The following is a 17,295-nucleotide window of genomic DNA, read 5'->3' on the forward strand; positions in this document are numbered from 1 at the left end:
CCCGAAGAACAAGCCGATCGCGATGCTGGTACCGGCGAGTGCGAGGAACCCAACGCGCATCAGGCTTGCCGGTCGCTCATGGCTGTGGCGACTCGGTCTGCTCGGCGGAGGCGCAGTACGGCGTTGGATCGCTAGGGCGAAGCCTCCGGCCAGAACAAAAGCGGTAGCGAGCGCTGAGCCGGCTACCGGGCTGACCAGAGAACTGACTGTCCCGACCAGAGCCGGACCGACCAGGAAGGCCAGGCCGACGCCCAGTGATTCCAGGGCGAACGCTGAGGCCAGAGCCGGGTGGCCGCGCAATGCATGCGACCAGCGGGCTGCTGTCTGCGCTCCCACCTGTGGCAGCGATCCGCCGGCTAGGACTCCAGCGACGACAAGGTACGCAAGTGGTGCTGGCGACATCGCGAGACCGATCAGCAGCGCCACTGCCATCGCGTGTACGAGCAGGATGATGGGCAGCATCAGGGTCTGCCCGTAGCGATCGATCAGCCGCGCGACCTGCGGCCCACCGATTGCTTCGGCGACCGCAAAACCACCCGTCACGGCGCCGGCAGTGCCGTACGAGCCGGTCGCTCCGTGGATGAGCCAGACGATGCCCAGCCCGGTCATCGCGATGCCGATCCTCGCCAGCGAGGCGGCCAGGTAGAACTTCCACGCTCCAGGTGTCCGCAGCGCGGCACGGTAGCCGGTTTGCTGGGTTTCGGGCGTGCGGATCCGTCCGGTGACAGCCGGCACGGTAAGACCTTCCACTGCCCGGAGGGGCGGTGATCTGACCGTGGGCGTCCTGCTCTACCGGTCCGTCATGCCGCCTACAACCGTCCATGTTTTGGCAGGAAGCGGGGACGCACACCGCCTGCCGGCTCTGTCAACGGGCAGTACTTCGACTTTGGTTGACGCCCTCATCCTACGACAACCCGGGCGTGGAATATCCGCTGGCCTGAAGGTCGAAGAGGCGGGCGTAGGTGCCGCCTGTGGAGATCAGGGTGTCGTGGTTGCCCAACTCGGCGATGCGGCCGTCTACCAGTACTGCGATGCGGTCGGCGTCCCGTACTGCCCCTAGCCGGTGGGAGATGAGCACGCTGGTGCGGCCCTTTCTGTGGGCTGCGAGGCTGGTGTGGATCTCGTACTCCGCTTCCGCGTCCAGACCTGAGGTCGGTTCGTCGAGGATCAGCAGATCCCGCCGGTCCCGCAGGAAGGCCCGAGCCAGCGCGACCCGCTGCCACTGGCCGCCTGACAACAGCACACCGGTCCCGGGGTCGTCTTTGTCCTGCTCGTTGAAGAACATCCGGGACAGCATGGTGTCGTAGCCGCGAGGCAGGAACTCCAGGGTGCTGTCGATCCCGGCCAGGCGCGCGGCATCCTGGACGCGGGGACGATAGTCCGGCGAGAGTTCCTCCGCACCGTCGACCTCACCGAAGGCGATGTTCTCGGCGGCGGTCAGCTCGTAACACATGAAGTCCTGGAACACCGCGCCAAGGCGCCGGCGCAACTCAGCCACGTCCAGGTCACGCAGGTCGATCCCGTCCCAGCACACCTTGCCGATGGTCGGATCGTAGAAACGACAGAGCAGCTTCACCAGCGTGCTCTTGCCGGCACCGTTGTGACCGACCAGAGCCGTCGCCTGTCCGAACGGGATGAACAGATCGACACCACTCAGCACCCAAGGATGCTCATCGCTGTAGCGGAACCAGACATCCTTGAACTCGATCCCGTGCCGCAGATCGGGCACCGGAACCGGCTCAGCTGCCACCGGCAGCCCCGGCCCTTCGTTCGTCACCGCCCGGAAGTGCGCGAACATCAGTAGCGCGTTGTGCGCCATCCCGGTGCCACTGGCCAGGGCCGTCAAGGCAGCCTGCACACCGGCGAGGGCGGCGACGAAGACCGAGATGTCGCCAAGCGTCAACCGGCCGTTGCCAGCGGCAAGTACCGCCCAGATCAGACCGACGCCCGACACCACCGCACCGAGGGCACCGAGCAGCCCCTGGACCAGCAGATCACGCCGGTCCATCCGTCGCCGGCCGACGTTCGCCCTGCGGAGTTCGGTGAGCATCCGTCCACGCAACAGCCGTCCGAGGCCGAGCAGGCGGATCTCCTTCGCCGCTTCCAGGCCGGTCATCAGGTCGCCGTAGAAGTATTCCCGTCGCTCGGTCGGAGTGAGACCCGCCATCATCTCCGCACGACGCCGGCTCAGCTTCAGTTCGGCGTACAGGCCGGGCAGCGCGGCGGCGATCACCACAGCGGCCATCAGCGGGCTCAGGGCCACCAAGGTGACCACGAAGCCGACCAGGGTGAGCAGGTACCGGATGCTGCCGATCACCGCGTCGAGGATGATCATCGGACCGGACTGACTGTGCTGCTCGGCCATCTGCAACCGGTCGCGGAACGCGGGATCCTCGAGCTTGGCCAGTCCGGTCATCCGCCCGGTGGCTTCGTACAGACGGTCCCGGGTCAGCACCGTGACGCGCCGGGCGACCTCGGCGGCGAGATACCGCACCAGCTCGCCGGTCACCGCGGTCGCCAGGCCGGCGACGGCAAGACCGCCCGCGAGCAGCGTCAGCTCGCCGGTCGGGGTGGTCCCCGTGGTCAGCCGATCGAGGACCAGCTTCATCAGCCAGGCGACCGCTACCGGCGCGAGCCCGCTGACGACACTTGCCAGCACGTAGCCGACGAAGCCGCCAGGCGCGGCGCGCCAGGCCACCACCAGCGCCTCGACGGCACCGCCAAGCAACGACCTGACCGAACCCACGTCAGGCTCTGCCGCGGCCCCGCGATCGGTCATCGGAGCGCAACAGCCGTGAGCGTCTCCGCCGAGTAGCCGCTCGAAGTCACCCGCCAGTCCTTGTCGACAACGGCCATCGTCGGGAAGGCCTGAACACCCACGGCCTGGGCCACCGGTCCGTTCTCCGCCTCGACCACGACCTGCGCCACCTTCGCCAAGGTCGCGACCAGGTCGACCAGTTGATCCTCGTCGCCGTGGACAACCGCGAGCACGCGCTCCCGGCCCAGGGGCTCGGCAAAGGCCAGGAAGCCGGGCAATTGCTCGGCACAGGTGTCGCACCAGGTCGAGAAGAAGCCGAGGACAACGCCCGCGTCGAACGATTCCCGCGAGATCTCCAGGCCTTCGGAGGTGGTGGCACTGAACTCGCCGACAGGCCTGCCGGGTGGCAACTGGCCAGGCTCCACAGCGTGCGCTGAGGCCGGGGTCGCGTTGACAAGCTTGTCCAGCAACTCGGCGTGGGTGCGTACCCGCTTGATCAGCCCGAGGGTGAGCAACAGATCAAGCAGCACGAGCACGCCGACCAGGACCACCGCGGCCGTCAGGATCACCAAGACCTTCTCCTTGTCGAGTACGCCGGGCCTCAACGACCGCCGGCGGAGATTTCTGGGGTACTGAACAGATCGGTCAGGTCGTCGAACCGCGTCACCAGTAGCCCGGCCACCAGACCCGCGACGCCGGCCAGCGCGGCGCCGCCCGGTTCAACCGACGGATCGGCTCCGCTGACAGTGACGAGACCGGCCAGCGCGACCGCGAGGAGCAGAGCATTGCGAACCACGTGCGCGGGGCCGAGCGGTATCGCCCTGGCTCCGAAGCAGCGGCAGGCCTGCTGCCCGCCGCGGCGCAGCGTCGCCACGATGGCGATCGTGAAAGCCAGCAACAAGACCGCTGCGCCAGCCAGACCCACGACTGCGACAGGCACCAGCGCAGACGTGGCAGCGGCTCCTGTTCCGATCAGCAACACCGCCGTCAGTGCGATCTCGGCCACTACGACCGCGCGCGAGGCCAGCGGTCGGAATGACTGTGGCAGCATTTTCAGCGGGCCGGCCGAGGCGGTGAAACCCCGGAATGCGGAACGCCCCACTTTGCTCGCCGAAGATGCTCCGAAAACGAGGCTGAGGGCGACGGAACACGCTAGGAATAGATATGACATGAGCCCTTCCGTGCCGCGGCCGGAATTGACGATGCCGATGGCGGAAGTTTCCCGCCACCGGCATCGCACTGTTCAGAGAGCGTGGCGGTCCGGCAGGCGCTAGCAGGCACCCACGCTGTAGCAGGCCCCGCACTTGCCGTTCGCACAGTTCTTGACCTTCTTGATGTAGCCCGGAGAGTCCCAGTAACAGCCGCAGCTCAGCTGGTAATCCTGAACACCGGCTTCTGCGACAACCTCCGGCACCAACCGTCCGACGAGGCGGTCACCCAGATTCTGCAATGCTTTGACCATGTGTTATTCCTTTCCGAGGAGGGCGGATAACTGGCAAGAGAGTATCGGCGATTCTCGCCAACCGGCCAGTGATCCGGCACACCATCATTGGCAGAAAGCAGACGGCCGCGGCCGAGTCCGATTCTTGCCATCCAGCAGGGATTGACATTCACGGATTGGATACTGTGACGCGATGCCGAAGCGAACAAGCGTGGCCGCCGGGCTCGGCCTTGTCACTCTGCTGGCGTTCCTCGGAGCGCGCACAGCGAGGCGGCGACTGGCCGCTGTGACCGTGGCCGGCCGCAGCATGGAGCCGACCCTTTGCGACCAGGACAGGTTGCTTGCCTGGCGCGTGCCGCGGCCGCTGCGGGTCGGGGATGTCGTGGTGCTCGAGTCTCCGTACGACGCCGGGGTGGTCGTCCAGGAAGGTGTCACCGTTCCGTGGCAGCGGCCGCCGGCGGGGCCGGGTGAGACTGACCGGCGGTGGATCGTCAAGCGGATCGTCGCACTGCCAGGCGATTCCGTCCCTAAAGTCGCTGTAGGCAAGCTTCTGGAGGGCGACACGGTCCCGGCGGGTCGACTGCTGGTCGTCGGCGACAACCCGGACGAGAGCTACGACTCACGTCAGATCGGTTACATCCCGGTGGAACGCGTCTTCGGCCTGGTCCTCCGCCGCCTGAGCACCGGAGCCCGGACCTGACACGGGCCCCTGGTGGAAGGCGAGGCCGTGGCCAAGATCCTCACGCCCTCGGAGCGCAGTGTGCCGTGCCGGAGACCAGACCGTTTCGGCTTGGCGGAAGGCGACGTCCTCGAGAGTGGGGACCGACTTGCTCGAGTCGAGTTCAGCTGCGATGGCGACGTCTTCGGGGAATCCGTAGGCGGTCAGCTCCCTGCCGCCCGCGCACTCGTACAGGAGTTCCGGCAGGTCGTCTGCAACGTCCCGGTACGCCGCGGCGGCGGCTCGGGCTTCCGGTGAGAGCTGACCGACGCCCTGAGCTACCAACGCAGTCAGGAAGCCGCCGGCACCCCACAGGTCTTCCACAGCCGGCCGGAGGGATCCGTCGGACCAGCGCTCACCCGCTGCGATCGCGGCAACTGTGAGGGACGGGTCGTCCTTCATTCGGGCGGCGGTCCACGCGGCAGCTGCGGAGATGTTGCGCAACGAAACCGCCAGCACGATGCTTCCACTGGCAGCGAGTTGCTGCGAGATCGTCGAGCCGTTCGGCGACGGCAACACCAGCCGCTGCACGGTCCTCGGCCCCTGCAAGCTGTGACCTCGCCGGATCGACGCGGGTGACAGGCTGATTCCTGTCTCACCCGCTTGCGACCGGCCGACCGCCAGTACCGCGTCGTGCTGTTCGGCGTACGCGGCTGCGCTTTCGTCACGCCAGCGGTACGGCAGGACGTCGATGCCCTGGTCTACGGCGACCGTCACCGCGGTGGTGAAGGACAGTACGTCGACTACCGCGACCAGCCCGGCGCCGACCTCGGCCGCACCGGCAGGTCCCCAGTCGAAGCGGAGACGGAAGCCGGACTGCGCGTAGGGGCTGGTCACCGACGGATTCTGTCCCGCCGGCCCCAGTCCCCACAAACTGTCAGGCCAGTACGTCGGCGGCGGTTGGGGACGAGTCTCGGAGGAAGGTGACGCAGCGTTCTGCCTCCTCCTTCTCGTCGATGGCGGCGGCTGCCTTGCCCAGGACGGCCAGGCAGCGGAGGAAGCCACGGTTCGGCTCGTGCTCCCACGGGACCGGCCCGTGACCCTTCCAGCCGTTGCGGCGGAGCAGGTCCAGACCGCGGTGGTAGCCGGTCCGGGCGTAGGCGTAGGCCTCGATCGTGCGGCCCCCGGCGAACGCCTCCTCGGCCAGCAGGGACCAGGCCAGGGAGGACGTCGGGAACTTGGCCGCGGCCCCCACCGGCGGGAGCCCGGCGGCGAGTTCCGCTGCCGCGGGGTCTACGGGGAGTAGTGTCTCGGGTGGGCCGGACAGAAGATTGTTCAATTCCATGAGCACATCCTCGCCGATCCCGCAGTCGAACAGGCACGTGACCGTCTGACGAAATCCGTTGACCGTTCACCGGACGGCCACGGATGCTTGAGACCCTGCGTCGAGGCCGCCGTGGTTCCCAGCTACGGCCGGAAGGAGGCACCCGGATGAGCGTCATAGTCCTGAACGCGTCGTACGAGCCGCTGCACACCGTGTCGATCCAGCACGCCATCCGGATGCTGGTCCGCGAGGTCGCAGTGGTCGAAGAGGCGCACGGCGAGCGGACCATCGGCCCTTTTCCGGTTCCCAGGGTGCTCCGCCTGGTCCGGTATGTGGTCACCCACTGGCGGTATGCGGCCGGCCGGATGAAGTACAGCAAGCACGGCGTACTGCGGCGCGACAGGTTCCGTTGCGCGTACTGCGGCCTGGACAACGCCGACACCATGGACCATGTCCAACCCAGATCCAGGGGCGGCCGCACCGAGTGGCTCAATGCGGTCGCCGCCCACGCCTCCTGCAATGAGCGGAAAGGCAACCGGACGCCCGCGGAGGCCAATATGCCGCTCCTCTGGCAACCCTGGGTACCAACCCGCGCTGAGCTCGTCATCAAGACATGACGGGCCTTTTTTGTGCCCTTTTTCCACAGCTTTGAGGTCATCGCGCTGAGGACCGGCTGAGCACTGCATCTTCTCCGGTGTGAACCCACAACTCAGCGTGATGACCCAGATCCGCGGCGGCCTGTTCACCCGCGCCGACGCGCGGGCCTGCGGCTACCCCGACCCCGACATCGACTCCCTGCTGGACACCGGCGGCTGGCGCCGGATCCGGCCGGGCACCTATGCCCCGCACCGGACCTTCGCCGTCGTGACCGACGAGATGCTGTACCTGCGCCGCATCCATCGCGTCCTCCGGTACGGCGATCCCGGGCTGACCGCGAGCCACCAGTCGGCAGCCGCACTCCATGCACTTCCACTCTGGGGGCTCGACCTGTCAGAGGTGCACGTGACCGCCAGGGACGGGCCGGGCGGGTCGCGGGGTGAGGTGCACCGGAATGTCCGGGATCCGATCGGTCCGGGGGTCCAGGTGTGGAACGGATTGCGTCTGGTGTCACCAGCACGTGCGGTGGCGGAGGTGGCAGCGTTAGTTCCAGTGACTTCGGAGACTTCGTCGGCGAACTCGCCGCTGGCGCCCGCTGTCGTTCTGGCGGAGGCGGCGCTCTACGCGGGGCTGACCACGTCCACACTGCTGAAGCGGGCAGTGAACCAGTTGGTGGACGGGATCGAGCAGGCGCAACGGGTGGTGGCGCTAGCCGGGGCGGAGTCGGCATCCGTGGCGGAATCGCGGCTTCGGCTGATCCTGGCCGAGGCGGGGCTGCCTGCGCCCTCCGCATCGCCTCCTCCGCTGATCGAGGGCGAGCTGGTCAGCTGCTCACTCTGGTTCCCGGACGAGCGGACCGTGGTGGAGTTCGAGCCGCGCAGGCCCTTCTGGTGCGAGGAGTTCGACGACTACCTGGAGGAGGTCGCCGAACGGGTCTTCGGAGCACCACGCCGCGGCGAACCAGCCGATCCGGAGCCGGTCGAGCACTGCTGGATCTCCTGGTCCGACCTGGACGACGCCGCGCTCGTCGTCGACCGCGTCCGAACCACCTTCGCCCGCGCGTCCCGCCGTACCGGCGTGCGCGCCTTCGACCCCGACCGCCGCCGACGAAAACGCCCCGGCACCCAGCCCAGCCGACGAAGACGAGAATCCAGCTACCCCGCCGACCACGACCTCCCCGGCTGAGCACCCCACCCAGCCCGGCCAGGGCGCTACGGCCAGCGGGGGTCCGTGCCCGCGGCCCGGTCAGCTCTCGGTGCCATGGCCCTGGGCTGCGGTGAGTTGGGCGATGATGGCGCCGGTGTCCATCCAGACGTTCTCGCGGCTGATCAGGCCGTCGCGGAACTCGCAGACGTGGAGCAGCCGCCAGGTGACGACGGTTCCGTTGCCGGGGACGCCGAACATGTCGCCGTTGATCCGCTGCGTCATCATGACCTCGTCGACGAGGAAGTCGTCACCGTACTGCCGGCTGATCGGGGCGAAGGACTCGTCGCCTGTCTCGTCGAACATCCCCTGGTACAGCGGTGCCACGTTGGCGCGTCCCCTGATCACGCCAAGCCCCACCACATCGTGCTCGACGTCCTCATGCAGCGTGGCCAGGACGGCCTCCAGGTCGTGCGAGGCCTCGCCGGCGAAATGCCGGTCCAGAACCTCGTCCATCTCTTGCGGTGTCATGCGATCCCCCAGGTCTCGTGATGATGCGATACATTTATCATCATGAGAATTCATTCTCACGTCAAGTGGGTTAGATGACCGGCCGGGACCAGCAGAAGCAGCGCACTCGTAAGGCGCTGATCGACGCCTACTTCAAGGTGTTGCGGGACGGCGGCGAGTCGCCGACCGTCGCGCAGGTCGCCGAAGCGGCGGGGATCTCGGTCGCGACGGCGTACCGGTATTTCCCCAACCCCAAGTCATTGCGCGCCGACGCCTCGGTGTCGGTGACCCGCGACCTGCCCAGCTTCGAGGAGGTACTCGCGGACGCGGGCGACGATCCGGCGGTGCGGATCGAGTTGCTGATCCGCACCATCGGGCGGTGGCAGTTCGCGGACGAACCGATCTGGCGTGGAGTCCTGCAGGCGACGCTCGAACGCTGGTTCGCGCAGTGGGAGAAGGGCGGCGAGATGGTGCCGGTGCGGTCGACCGCCCGGTTCGACGGGGTGAGTCTGGCCCTGCGGCCGCTCGAGGACGAGCTGCCACCGAAGGAGTTCCTGCGGGTCGTCCATGCGGTCATGCTCGTCTGCGGCGTCGAGGCGCTGGTCGCTACCCGGGACGCGGCCGGTCTCGAGGCCGAGGAAGCCATCGACACCATGGTCTGGGCTGGTCAGGCACTGATCCACAGCGCCCGCACCAACCGCTGAGACAGACCGGAGGGCCCGTCGCGGTCAGCGACGAGCCCTCCGGATGAACAGCTGTGGTGCAGGTGGTCAGGCCAGCAGGGAGGTGCCGGTGGAGCGGAGGCTTTCGCAGGCCTCGCCGACGCGGGCGGCCATGCCGGCCTCGCCCGCCTTGCCCCAGGCGCGGGGGTCGTAGGCCTTCTTGTTGCCGACCTCGCCGTCGACCTTCAGCACACCGTCGTAGTTGGTGAACATGTGGCCGGCGACCGGACGGGTGAACGCGTACTGCGTGTCGGTGTCGACGTTCATCTTGATCACGCCGTAGTCGACCGCGGCCCGGATCTCCTCCAGGGTGGAGCCGGAGCCGCCGTGGAAGACGAGGTCGAACGGCTTGTCCTTGCCGACCTTGGCGCCGACCTGGTCCTGGATCTCCTTCAGGATCTCCGGCCGCAGCTTGACCGAGCCCGGCTTGTAGACGCCGTGCACGTTGCCGAAGGTGAGCGCGGTCAGGTAGTGACCGTGCTCGCCGGTGCCGAGCGCCTCGACCGTGGCCAGGCCGTCCTCGACGGTGGTGTAGAGCTTCTCGTTGATCTCGTTCGCGACGCCGTCCTCCTCACCACCGACGACGCCCACCTCGATCTCGAGCACGATCCTGGCGGCCGCGGCCTTGGCCAGGAGGTCCTTGGCGAGCTCGAGGTTCTCTTCCAGCGGGACCGCGGAACCGTCCCACATGTGGGACTGGAACAGCGGGTTCTCGCCACGGGCGACCCGCTCGGCGGAGATCTCCAGCAGCGGCCGGACGAAGCCGTCCAGCTTGTCCTTCGGACAGTGGTCGGTGTGCAGCGCGATGTTCACGTTGTAGTTCTTCGCGACCTCGTGCGCGTACGCGGCCAGTGCGACCGAGCCGGTCACCATGTTCTTCACGGTCGAGCCGGACAGGTACTCCGCGCCGCCGGTGGAGACCTGGACGATGCCGTCCGAGCCGGCCTCGGCGAAACCACGGATCGCGGCGATCAGCGTCTGCGACGAGCTGACGTTGATGGCCGGGTAGGCGAAGCTGTTCTGCTTGGCCTTGTCCAGCATCTCGGCGTAGACCTCAGGGGTGGCAATAGGCATGTCTCGCGGTACTCCTCACAGCAAAGTTCATGTGGGTTGGACTCCAGTATGTCCGCCGCGCACCTCGTCGTACGCGGCGGCCTCCCTGCCGGGCCGGTCAGGTAACCGGGGAGTTGATCAGGCTGAGCCGGTCCGTGGGCCTCGGGGAGTGAGGGCCATGTGCAGGCGGTAGCGGTCGGCACGGTACGCCGACCAGGACAGCTCGACGACCTTGCGGCCGGCGAAGGTGGTGCGCTCGAGGACCAGCAGCGGTGCCCGCCGGGCCACCCCGAGGACCCGGGCGACATGACCGTCGGCGTTGTCCGCCCGGACAGTCTGCTCACCAGAGGTGACGACGACGTCGTACTCGCTCGCGAAGACGTCGTACAGGGTGCCGAGTTCGCGGCCGAGCAGGCCGGGGAAGAGCGCGGACGGGTAGTAGCCGATCTCGTAGGCCATCGGCGAGGCGTCGGCGGTCCGGAGCCGCTCGACCCGGATCACCTTGGTGCCCTTCGGGACCCGCAGGCCCTTGGCGGTCTCGTCGGACGCCTCGATCTCGGTGGCCGAGAGCACCACCGTGCCCGGCTCGAGGCCGCGGGCCCGCATCTCCCGCGAGAAGGAGGTCAGGTGCAGTTGCGAGTCGACCTGGGGGCCGGTGACGAAGGTCCCCTTACCGTGCACGCGCTCCAGCGCGCCGGACTCGACCAGATCGCTGATCGCCTGCCGGACGGTCACCCGGGAGACGTTCAGCTTGTCCACCAGGGCACGCTCGGAGGGGATCGGGTCGCCGGGGTGCAGCTCGACGTCGATCAGCCGTTCCAGCACCGATCGGACCTGGGCCCGCTTGGTAGCCACCATCGAATCTCGATCCTCCAGACCTGGGCGGCACTCGGGGGTGCCCCGGGGTACCGCTCACTGCTATCGTGCGCAGCATACCTGTTAAGACCAGATAGGACCAGTGATCCCAGTGGTGTCTGTCCCCGCCCCTGCCACCCAGATGGCCCGCGAGATCGCCGAACAGCCGGCCGCGCTGGCCGCGACCTTCGAGCACGTGCTGCCACTGCGGCACGACATCACCCGGCTCGCCGCCGGTCGCCGGCACGTCATCTTCGTGGCCCGCGGGTCCTCCGACAACGCCGGTGTCTACGGCCGCTACCTGACCGAGATCCACGCCGGCCGGCAGGCCTCGCTGGCCGCGCCGTCGGTGGCCACCCTGTACGGCGCCAACCTCGACCTCTCGAACTCGCTGGTCGTCGCGGTCAGCCAGTCCGGCGCCACCCAGGAGATCGTCGACACCGCGGAGTGGGCCAAGCGCAACGGCGCCGCGGTCGTCGGGATCACCAATGACGGCGACAGCCCGCTGGCCTCGACCGCCGACGTCGTGCTGATCACCCAGGCCGGCAAGGAGCTCGCGGTCCCGGCGACCAAGACCTACACGACGCAGCTCGCCGCGATCACGGTCGCGGTCGACGCGCTCGCGCAGAAGCCGGGCACCCTCGACGCCGACATCGCGCGCGTCCCCGACGCGGCCGCGAAGATGCTGGAAGGCTCGGTCGACGCCGCGGCCGACCTGCTCAGCGGCGCCCACGACTTCCTGGCCAGCGGCCGCGGCCTCACCTTCGGTACGACGCTCGAGGTCGCCCTGAAGCTGGAGGAGACCTGCCTACAGCCGGTCCGCGGACTCTCGTACGCCGATCTCAAGCACGGGCCGATCGCAGTCGTCGACGCCGACCTGGTCACCATCCTCGTCGCCGCCGGGGACGGACCCGCGTTGCCGGGGATGACTGAACTGGCCTCGATCGTCCGCGAGAAGGGCAGCAAGATCCTCGGGATCGGCGGCGACGCCACCTTCGCCTCGCGCTGCGACGTGAACCTGACCGGCCCGGACCTGCCCGAAACGCTGGCCCCGCTGGCGCTGATCATCCCGGCCCAGCGCGCCATCGAGGCCCTGGCCCGCAAGCTCGGTCTCGACCCCGACGCCCCGCGCGGCCTGCGCAAGGTCACCCAGACGGACTGAGCGCGTGCCGGACGGAACGATCCCGCCCGATCGGTCTGTGGGGACCGAGCGGGCGGGATTTAGTTGCTCAGCTCAACTTCAGGTAGGAACCACCTGGTTGGACTGGGCCGAGTAGGAACTTGTACCGATCGCGTTGACCGCGGCGACCGAGAACCGGTGCGGTTGCCTGAGCAGCCCCGTGTTCACCACACTCAGGGCCGAGCCGGCCACGGTCTTGGTGTTGATCAGGGTGCCGGAGCGGTACGACCTGACCAGGTAGCTGGTCACCGCCTCGCCGCCGTTATTGGTCGGTGCCGACCAGCGGATGGTGGCCGAGGCCACCCCCGCTGTGGCGGTACCGATCACTGGTGCCGCAGGTACTCCCTTGGGAGTCACGGCTGCCGACTGCGCGGAGTACGCGCCGGTTCCGCCTGCGTTCACGGCAGCGACCGCGAACGTGTGCGGTTGCCCGTTGATCAGGCCGGTAAAGGTCCTGCTCCGCGGAGACGCCGCAACCGCGACCGTGTTGATCAGCGCGCCCGAGCGGTAGACCCGGATGCTGTAACCGGAGATCGCCGACCCACCTGTACTAGCCGGCACTGCCCAGTTCACTGTCGCTGTCGCGTTGCCCGCCGTCACCGAACTGATCGTCGGTGCACCGGGTACGGCTCCCGCTGTCGGAGTCACAGCTGCCGACTGCGCGGAGTACGGGCTGGTCCCGCCTGCGTTCACAGCGGCGATCGCGAACGTGTGCGGTGCCCCGTTCGTCAGGCCGGTGAAGGTCCTGCTCAACGGTGTGGCCGGCACGGCGATGGTGTTGATCAGCGAACCGGACCGGTAGACCCGGATGCTGTAACCGGAGATCGCCGAGCCGCCTGTGCTCGCCGGCGCCGTCCAGTTGACCGTGGCCGACGCGTTGCCCGCCGTGATCGCACCGAAGGCAGGAGTGCCTGGCGGCGCGCCCACAGTCGGTGTCACCGGGGCCGACTGTGCGGAGTACGCGCTGGTACCGGAGGCGTTCACCGCGGCGATCGCGAACGTGTGCGGCTGGTTGTTGATCAGGCCGGTGAACGTCCTGCTCAGCGGCGTCGCCGGAACTGCGATCGTGTTGATGAGCGAACCCGAGCGGTAGACCCGGATGCTGTAACCGGTGATCGCCGAAGCGCCAGAGGACGCTGGGGCGGTCCAGGTCACCGTCGCCGAGGCATTGCCCGGCGTCACGGTGCCGAGGGCCGGAACACCTGGCAAGGCTGATGGAGTGACGGCAGTCGAGAACGCGGAGTACGGACTCGCACCGACGGAGTTCAGAGCGCGTACCTGGAAGCGGTACGCCGTCCCGTTGGTCAATCCGGTTACCGCCAAGCTGGTCGCACCTGCGGCTGCCGGACGCAACGCGCCGATCTGCGTGCCCGCACTGTTGACCACTCCTACCTCGTAGCCAGTGATTGCCGTGCCACCAGTGTCGGTCGGCGCGGTCCATGTCACTGTCGCCGAGGCGCTGCCTGCTGTCGCCGTGCCGATCACCGGCGCGGCCGCGACCACCGCAGTGAACGGGTAGCCCGCGCCTGCCGGCAGGACGTACTGCTGCGTCTGCGAAGCGGCGAACGCGACCTGCGCGGACCGCTCACCGGCGTAGGCCTGCCCGAAAGCAGTGCCCCCCTGAGTAGTGCCCTCAGGAAGCGTCACCGGTACGTCGATGGCGCTGCCGGACGTGCTGGCCACCGTGACATTCGACCCGATCGCGTAGGCGCTCACTGCCGCCTTGTTGGTCTTCCATGCGGCAGCCTGCTTCAGCAGGGTGCCCGACTCACGTAGCGAGGGGTGCAGCAGCGGCGTGTTGGTCGCGTGCGCCGCGTTGTACTTCGCCAGGATGCCGTCCAGCACCGGATACAGGATCTTGTCCTCGGTGAGGTTCGACTGGTGCGCGTAATGCGGCCGCGGGTCGTTGTTCAGCAGATGCTGGGTCGCGTTCCGGATCTCGATCGGCACGATGTAGGACATGAATCCGGTCGTCGTGCTCAGTGGTGCGATGCAGGTGGAGGTGGCGGGGTTGTCCTCGCAGACCCCGCTGCCGCCATCGACGCGGCTGTTGTAGATCCAGTTGTACTCGTCCACCTCCTCGGCCTGGGTGGCGACGTTGTAGAAGATGTTCATCGGGTAGCGCGGCACTGTCAGCGTGGTGCCGATCTGGCGCTGCTCGAACTCACGGGACGCGTCGGAAGCGGTGAACGCGATACCGCTGGCCTGCAGGCCGGGCGCCAGGTTCGGGTTGTCCACCAGCATCTGAGGCAGTGTCTTCAGACCGGAGTGCTCACCGGTGACCAGTTCGCCCTCATCGAGCGTGATCCCGTTCGCCGCGGCCCACGCCTTGTTCTGGTCGATCTGGCTGGTGATCAGGGACATCGGCTCGTACTGGATCGCACCCCCTGCATCCGTGGCGCACACCCACGGGATGACGGCGAAGTTCTGGACGCATCCCAGGTACGGGTGGGAGTAGGTGTGGTTCAGCCACCGGAACGAAGCCTTGTTGGTCACCAACTTGGTGGTCAGCGGATCGGCGGGATCTTCCGCGCCCTCGGCGTTGTACGTCATGTCGAGCGGCATCCCGTTGGCGGTCTGCCAAGTCATCAGGTGATCGACGTCGGCCGGCACCATCCGGATCTCGGCGTTCAGCGGGGTACCGGGGGGGCAGAGGTCGCCGGGCGTGCAGTTCGCCTCGGCGCTCCAGCGCAGGTCCGGGATCAGGATGTCGTCGACCTGCACCGAGAAATAGTTCCGGTTGAAGCCGAGGTGCACACCACGCGTCATCCAGCCGACGATGCTGGGCGCGATCGTCTGGAACTGCTCCTGGAACTCGTTGTAATTAAAGGTGATGACGAGTTCTTCGCGGCCTTCGTGGGTGTAGACACCAACCAGGGAACCAGCGTCGGCCAAGGGGGTCATCGGCGCGGACATGAGTACCTTGAAGGACGTCTTGGCCACCGGGTCGTCCGCCATCGGCGTAGCGACGAAGCCGTAGCTCTCCGACTCGACGGGGTCCGCGTTCTCGAACGTGACAGGACCGTCGAGAGACCGGAACTCCGCTGCGCGACCTTCGGGTGTGACTGTGGCAGTGACGCCGTCGAGGGTGCCGACGTAACCCGGAGACGCGGCGTAGTTCAAGCCGACAGCGGGGTTGGCCCAGGTCGAGGCGTCGACCTGGCGGATACCGAAGGCTGCCTCGAAGGTGTGCAGTGCCGTCAGCTCGGTCGGGGTGAGCCCCGCGGGCGCCTCGTTCGGCAGGACCACTGCCTGGAACTTTGCCCTCGGCACCGAAGCCACGGTGTCCGACAGATAGACGGCATCGATGACCGGCCGGGATGCGCTGGTCAGGTCAAGCTGGGTGTAGGGAACCCCTTCGTCGTCGAGCTCGGCGGCAATGGCCTCGACCATTGGCTCGTTGTCGGTCAGTACCAGGACCTTGAGGTCGATGCGCGGCGGGCCGGCCGCGAGGGCTAGCGGGGCGGTCACGATCCCGGCCGTCACCAGGGCCAGGATCGTCGTCACCGCCAGTACTGCAGGACGTAAGGCGGAACGCACACGCAGAGAACTCATCAGGAAAACCCCCGGTAGCCAGGACACGCGAGATTTCATCTTCGCGATCCGCGCGGCGAATGGGATCGGGACAGTGCAGGGGACGCGACTCATCCATCTGCACTAGGTGGATGAGCGGAACCGGTGATCGATGCCCTTTCGTGACAGCGTGTAGATACTGGCCGGATTGACATCACTTAACGTTGCCTTTACCGTCCAACCCGGGGGAAGAGCCGAGTTTGGGCTCTCGTGGGCGGTGTGTATCCGCTCGTACGTCGACCGGTGGGGGGCACCGTGACGGTCAGTGTGCTGGGCAACAACCATTCCAGGAGTGCGACCACGTCCGTGGGCAGAAGTCTGCCCGCCGACGTCTGGCACGACCTGGTCCATGAGATCGCGACAGTCCGGGCTTTGACCTCGGCGGCCCAGCTGGCCCCCGACAAGGCCGCCCGGCTCCGCCTGCTCGGGCTGATCGACGCCGAGTCGGCGGAGATCAACTCGCTCCTGCGGCAGCTGCGGCCGGGCGTGGCCGGCAGCGAACTCGTCGACGTGGCCGAGGTGGCCCGAGGGGTGATCGAGCCGCTCGCGCCGACGACGCCGGCGACGCTGGCCGTCCGGGCGGTCGACGTCGATCCGGTCACCATCGACCGGGCGTCGCTGCGCCGGATCCTGCGGAACCTGATCGGCAACGCTGTGCGCGCCGCCGGGGTCGGCCGGGTCGAAGTGCGGGTCGGTCCGACCCGGACGCGCCGCAACGTGGTGGTCGAGGTCGCCGACTCCGGTCCCGGCTTCGGTCACGGCCCGACGGGACTCGCGTCCCAGGGCCTGTCGATCGTGCTGGAACTGGCCACCGCGGCCGGTTGCCTGGTGAAGGTCGGGGACTCCGATCTGGGCGGCGCCGCCGTCAGTCTGATCCTCCCGACCTCAGCTCCGTCTTGACCGCGGCCACACGGGTGATCGTTTGTGACGATCACCTGGTCTTCGCCCAGGCCCTGGCCAGCGTGCTGGCCGGTCACGGCTATGAGATCGTCGACGTGCTCGAGGATCCCGTCAAGCTGATCGAGGCGTTGCGTACAGACATCGCTGACGTCTGCGTGGTCGACCTGGGCTTTCCCGATGCCGACGGCATCGACGTCGTCGGCCAGATCGTGGCGGTCAACGCGTTCGTCCGCGTCTTCGTCCTGACGGCGCGGACGGGGGCCGAGGTACTGCGTAAGGCAATGGCGGCCGGCGCCAGTGGTGTCGCGTCCAAGGACCGTGGCGTCGACGACATCCTGACCGCGATCGCTCGCGTCTCGGTCGGCGAAACCTACGCCGACGACAACCTGCTGCGTGACGCGCTCGGGCTGGGCGCCGAGACGACGAGGACGCACGCGCACTTCCTGGCGTCCTACCTGACGCCCCGCGAACGCGAAGTACTGGGCTGTCTGGTGGCGGGGATGACGACGGTCGCGATCGGGCGGCAGATGGCCATCTCGAAGACGACGGTCCGGGCGCACGTGCAGTCGATCCTCGGCAAG

18 protein-coding genes are annotated in these 17,295 nt (G+C 67.8%); 7 read left to right on the forward strand and 11 right to left on the reverse strand.

The features are described from left to right. The 5 genes from VFG33_RS24770 to VFG33_RS24790 form a co-directional block, all read right to left on the reverse strand. A partial coding sequence (locus VFG33_RS24770; RefSeq protein WP_325055341.1) for an MFS transporter occupies window positions 1-735 on the reverse strand: 735 nt, incomplete at its 3' end. A gap of 169 nt (window positions 736-904) precedes the next feature. Continuing rightward, the gene (locus VFG33_RS24775) at window positions 905-2,779 is read right to left on the reverse strand and encodes an ABC transporter ATP-binding protein (RefSeq protein ID WP_325055342.1); all 1,875 of its coding nucleotides are present in this window, start codon (window positions 2,777-2,779) and stop codon (window positions 905-907) included. After that, window positions 2,776-3,327 (reverse strand): TlpA family protein disulfide reductase, encoded by a 552-nt coding sequence (locus tag VFG33_RS24780; RefSeq protein WP_325055357.1) that lies wholly within the window; start codon window positions 3,325-3,327, stop codon window positions 2,776-2,778. Before VFG33_RS24780 ends, VFG33_RS24775 begins: the two co-directional genes overlap by 4 nt. 32 nt (window positions 3,328-3,359) lie before the next feature. Further along, window positions 3,360-3,929, reverse strand: coding sequence for a MauE/DoxX family redox-associated membrane protein (locus VFG33_RS24785; RefSeq protein ID WP_325055343.1), 570 nt, complete (start codon window positions 3,927-3,929; stop codon window positions 3,360-3,362). A gap of 99 nt (window positions 3,930-4,028) precedes the next feature. Further along, on the reverse strand, window positions 4,029-4,220 hold the full coding sequence (locus tag VFG33_RS24790) for a hypothetical protein (RefSeq protein WP_325055344.1): 192 nt from the start codon (window positions 4,218-4,220) through the stop codon (window positions 4,029-4,031). Between the two features lie 172 nt (window positions 4,221-4,392). Between VFG33_RS24790 and VFG33_RS24795 the strand changes: the two genes are divergently transcribed. Next, window positions 4,393-4,899, forward strand: a complete 507-nt coding sequence (locus VFG33_RS24795) for a S26 family signal peptidase (RefSeq protein WP_325055345.1) — start codon at window positions 4,393-4,395, stop codon at window positions 4,897-4,899. Here the strand turns inward: VFG33_RS24795 and VFG33_RS24800 are convergent. Further along, the gene (locus VFG33_RS24800; RefSeq protein WP_325055346.1) at window positions 4,819-5,754 is read right to left on the reverse strand and encodes a 2-phosphosulfolactate phosphatase; all 936 of its coding nucleotides are present in this window, start codon (window positions 5,752-5,754) and stop codon (window positions 4,819-4,821) included. The genes VFG33_RS24795 and VFG33_RS24800 overlap by 81 nt on opposite strands. 40 nt (window positions 5,755-5,794) lie before the next feature. Beyond that, the gene (locus VFG33_RS24805) at window positions 5,795-6,202 is read right to left on the reverse strand and encodes a DUF3151 domain-containing protein (RefSeq protein ID WP_325055347.1); all 408 of its coding nucleotides are present in this window, start codon (window positions 6,200-6,202) and stop codon (window positions 5,795-5,797) included. 146 nt (window positions 6,203-6,348) lie between these two features. Between VFG33_RS24805 and VFG33_RS24810 the strand changes: the two genes are divergently transcribed. Next, window positions 6,349-6,798, forward strand: a complete 450-nt coding sequence (locus VFG33_RS24810; RefSeq protein ID WP_325055348.1) for an HNH endonuclease — start codon at window positions 6,349-6,351, stop codon at window positions 6,796-6,798. 79 nt (window positions 6,799-6,877) lie between these two features. After that, window positions 6,878-7,963: a type IV toxin-antitoxin system AbiEi family antitoxin domain-containing protein gene (locus tag VFG33_RS24815; RefSeq protein WP_325055349.1), complete on the forward strand. Its 1,086-nt coding sequence runs from the start codon at window positions 6,878-6,880 to the stop codon at window positions 7,961-7,963. A 60-nt stretch (window positions 7,964-8,023) separates the two neighbouring features. Here the strand turns inward: VFG33_RS24815 and VFG33_RS24820 are convergent, their stop codons facing one another. Then, window positions 8,024-8,452 (reverse strand): nuclear transport factor 2 family protein, encoded by a 429-nt coding sequence (locus VFG33_RS24820; protein WP_325055350.1) that lies wholly within the window; start codon window positions 8,450-8,452, stop codon window positions 8,024-8,026. A 74-nt stretch (window positions 8,453-8,526) separates the two neighbouring features. On the opposite strand from VFG33_RS24820, the gene VFG33_RS24825 reads away from it, so the two are divergent. After that, window positions 8,527-9,135, forward strand: coding sequence for a TetR/AcrR family transcriptional regulator (locus VFG33_RS24825; protein ID WP_325055351.1), 609 nt, complete (start codon window positions 8,527-8,529; stop codon window positions 9,133-9,135). Between the two features lie 66 nt (window positions 9,136-9,201). Here the strand turns inward: VFG33_RS24825 and fbaA are convergent, their stop codons facing one another. Together fbaA and VFG33_RS24835 are read right to left on the reverse strand one after the other, a co-directional pair. Beyond that, complete coding sequence (fbaA, locus tag VFG33_RS24830; RefSeq protein WP_325055352.1) at window positions 9,202-10,227, reverse strand: class II fructose-bisphosphate aldolase; 1,026 nt, start codon at window positions 10,225-10,227, stop codon at window positions 9,202-9,204. A gap of 117 nt (window positions 10,228-10,344) precedes the next feature. Beyond that, on the reverse strand, window positions 10,345-11,064 hold the full coding sequence (locus VFG33_RS24835) for a GntR family transcriptional regulator (protein WP_112248548.1): 720 nt from the start codon (window positions 11,062-11,064) through the stop codon (window positions 10,345-10,347). A gap of 112 nt (window positions 11,065-11,176) precedes the next feature. Between VFG33_RS24835 and VFG33_RS24840 the strand changes: the two genes are divergently transcribed. Further along, entirely contained in the window at window positions 11,177-12,223 is a 1,047-nt protein-coding gene (locus VFG33_RS24840; RefSeq protein ID WP_325055353.1) for an SIS domain-containing protein, read from the forward strand. Between the two features lie 78 nt (window positions 12,224-12,301). On the opposite strand, the gene VFG33_RS24845 is transcribed toward VFG33_RS24840, so the two are convergent. Beyond that, window positions 12,302-15,796 carry a fibronectin type III domain-containing protein gene (locus VFG33_RS24845; RefSeq protein ID WP_325055354.1) on the reverse strand — a complete coding sequence of 1,165 codons (3,495 nt, stop codon included), beginning with the start codon at window positions 15,794-15,796 and terminating at the stop codon, window positions 12,302-12,304. A 324-nt stretch (window positions 15,797-16,120) separates the two neighbouring features. Between VFG33_RS24845 and VFG33_RS24850 the strand changes: the two genes are divergently transcribed. Beyond that, window positions 16,121-16,714, forward strand: coding sequence for a sensor histidine kinase (locus VFG33_RS24850; RefSeq protein ID WP_325055355.1), 594 nt, complete (start codon window positions 16,121-16,123; stop codon window positions 16,712-16,714). After that, the coding region (locus tag VFG33_RS24855; RefSeq protein WP_325055356.1) for a response regulator at window positions 16,711-17,295 on the forward strand (585 nt) is incomplete at its 3' end. The genes VFG33_RS24850 and VFG33_RS24855, both read left to right, overlap by 4 nt.

The organism is Kribbella sp., assembly GCF_035687465.1.
Lineage (GTDB): Bacteria > Actinomycetota > Actinomycetes > Propionibacteriales > Kribbellaceae > Kribbella.